Consider the following 3,203-nt stretch of genomic DNA (forward strand, 5'->3'; position numbering starts at 1 on the left):
AAGCACGGCAGCGTCCTACCCTCGCAGGCAGTCTCCCACCAACTACTCTCGGCGTGAAGAAGCTTAACTGCTGTGTTCGGCATGGTTACAGGTGTTTCCTTCTTGCTCTTGCCACCGTACTTTTTCTCTCTCTTTGAGCTTCTACGCTCAAAACTAAATATAATCCTCTTTTCAAAAACCTTGATTGCCTTTAAGCTTTGGTCAAGTCCTCGACTGATTAGTACTGGTCCGCTCCAAGCCTCGCGGCTCTTCCACTCCCAGCCTATCTACCTCTTAGTCTTTGAGGTGTCTTACTACTTGCGTATGGGAAATCTCATCTTGAGGGGGGCTTCGCACTTAGATGCTTTCAGCGCTTATCCCGGCCATACTTAGCTACCCAGCGATGCCTTTGGCAAGACAACTGGTACACCAGCGGTATGTCCATCCCGGTCCTCTCGTACTAAGGACAGCTCCTCGCAAATTTCCTACGCCCACGACGGATAGGGACCGAACTGTCTCACGACGTTCTGAACCCAGCTCGCGTGCCGCTTTAATGGGCGAACAGCCCAACCCTTGGGACCGACTTCAGCCCCAGGATGCGACGAGCCGACATCGAGGTGCCAAACCTCCCCGTCGATGTGAACTCTTGGGGGAGATAAGCCTGTTATCCCCAGGGTAGCTTTTATCCGTTGAGTGATGGCCCTTCCATGCGGTACCACCAGATCACTAAGCCCGACTTTCGTCCCTGCTCGAGTTGTCGCTCTCGCAGTCAAGCTCCCTTATACCTTTGCACTCTGTGAATGATTTCCAACCATTCTGAGGGAACCTTTGGGCGCCTCCGTTACGCTTTAGGAGGCGACCGCCCCAGTCAAACTGCCCGTCTGACACTGTCCCATGCCTCGCTTAGAGGCCCTGGTTAGAGCAGCCATCAAACAAGGGTAGTATCCCAACATTGCCTCCGATAACACTGGCGTGCTATCTTCTCCGGCTCCTACCTATCCTGTACATGTTTAACAGCTGCCCAATATCAAATTGCAGTAAAGCTCCATGGGGTCTTTCCGTCCTGTCGCGGGTAACCCGCATCTTCACGGGTATTATAATTTCACCGAGTCTCTCGTTGAGACAGTGCCCAAATCATTACACCTTTCGTGCAGGTCGGAACTTACCCGACAAGGAATTTCGCTACCTTAGGACCGTTATAGTTACGGCCGCCGTTTACTGGGGCTTCAGTTCGCTGCTTCGCTTGCGCTAACAGCTCTCCTTAACCTTCCAGCACCGGGCAGGTGTCAGCCCCTATACGTCGTCTTACGACTTGGCAGAGACCTGTGTTTTTGATAAACAGTTGTTTGGGCCTATTCACTGCGGCTGGCTGTTGCACCAGCACCCCTTCTCCCGAAGTTACGGGGCGATTTTGCCGAGTTCCTTAACGAGAGTTCTCTCGCTCACCTGAGTGTTCTCCACTCGACTACCTGTGTCGGTTTGCGGTACGGGTGCGCAGCTTCTCGCTAGAAGCTTTTCTTGGCAGTGTGACGCTTGAACCTTCGCTACTTTGATTTCGCTCCTCATCACGCCTTGTGCTTTCCGGCAACAAGCATTTGACTCATTACCACACTTAACGCTTGAACATGGCTTCCAGCGCCATGCGTTCTTTGCCTCCTGCGTCCCTCCTTCGCTGTTAACGAAGCTGCGCAGTACAGGAATTTCTACCTGTTGTCCATCGACTACGCCTTTCGGCCTTGCCTTAGGTCCCGACTTACCCTGGGCGGACGAGCCTGCCCCAGGAAACCTTAGTCTTTCGGCGGACAGGATTCTCACCTGTCTTGCGCTACTCATACCGGCATTCTCACTTCTAAACGCTCCACTTATCTTCTCAGTTAAGCTTCGCCGCATTTAGAACGCTCTCCTACCACGTGCATTCCTGCACATCCACAGTTTCGGTACTATGCTTAGCCCCGGTAAATTTTCGGCGCAGCGTCACTCGACTAGTGAGCTATTACGCACTCTTTTAATGATGGCTGCTTCTGAGCCAACATCCTAGTTGTCTACGCAACTCCACATCCTTTTCCACTTAGCATAGATTTGGGGACCTTAACTGGTGATCTGGGCTGTTTCCCTTTCGACTACGGATCTTATCACTCGCAGTCTGACTCCAGTGCCCCGATCTCTGGAATTCGCAGTTTATCTGAATTCAGTAACCCCTGACGGGCCCTTCGTCCAAACAGTGCTCTACCTCCATGATCGTCCTGGCACCAGGCTAGCCCTAAAGCTATTTCGGAGAGAACCAGCTATCTCCAAGTTCGTTTGGAATTTCACCGCTACCCGCAACTCATCCCCGCAATTTTTAACTTACGTGGGTTCGGTCCTCCAGTGCGCTTTACCGCACCTTCAACCTGGTCATGGGTAGGTCACTTGGTTTCGGGTCTACGTCAGCTAACTGCTGCGCCCTCTTCAGACTCGCTTTCGCTCCGGCTCCGTCTTTTCTGACTTAACCTCGCTAGCTAACGTAACTCGCCGGTTCATTCTACAAAAGGCACGCCATCACCCTTTAATGGGCTTTGACTATTTGTAGGCACACGGTTTCAGGTTCTCTTTCACTCCCCTCCCGGGGTTCTTTTCACCTTTCCCTCACGGTACTGGTTCACTATCGGTCACAATGTAGTATTTAGCCTTGCGAGATGGTCCTCGCTGCTTCAATCGGGATTCCTCGTGTCCCGACCTACTCAGGATCCTGCTCGGCGCGCTCCGGATTTCGCTTACGGGGCTCTCACCCTCTCTGGCTTACCTTCCCAGATAATTCTGCTATCCTTTGCGCTGCCTTATTGCAGTCCTACAACCCCAAATGATAAATCATCTGGTTTGGGCTCTTTCCTCTTCGCTCGCCGCTACTAAGGAAATCGATTTTTCTTTCTCTTCCTGCAGCTACTTAGATGTTTCAGTTCGCTGCGTCTTGCCCCATACGGCTATCTATTCACCGCCTGGTAATGCATCTGCATGCATTGGGTTCCCCCATTCGGATGTCTCCGGATCGCTGCGTACTTACCGCTCCCCGAAGCCTTTCGTGGTTCGTCACGTCCTTCTTCGCCTCATTGTGCCTAGGCATTCACCGTGCGCCCTTCTTTACTTGACCTTACTCAAGATACTCTCTCGGTCGCTCTTTGGCAATCTCTTCTCTTTTGATTGTTTCTCGGTTTTTTCTTGGATTATATTCAGTTTTCAATGTACTA

The 3,203-nt window shown here is 51.8% G+C and carries 2 rRNA genes; both read right to left on the reverse strand.

The window, feature by feature from the left end:
- Positions 1-2: 2 nt before the first annotated feature.
- A 5S ribosomal RNA gene (gene rrf / locus F5ESL0261_RS10070) occupies positions 3-119 on the reverse strand.
- 78 nt (positions 120-197) lie between these two features.
- A 23S ribosomal RNA gene (locus F5ESL0261_RS10075) occupies positions 198-3,106 on the reverse strand.
- Between the last annotated feature and the right edge of the window lie 97 nt (positions 3,107-3,203).

The sequence above is a fragment of the Lactobacillus sp. ESL0261 genome (genome assembly GCF_003693025.1).
Taxonomy (GTDB): Bacteria; Bacillota; Bacilli; order Lactobacillales; family Lactobacillaceae; genus Lactobacillus; species Lactobacillus kullabergensis.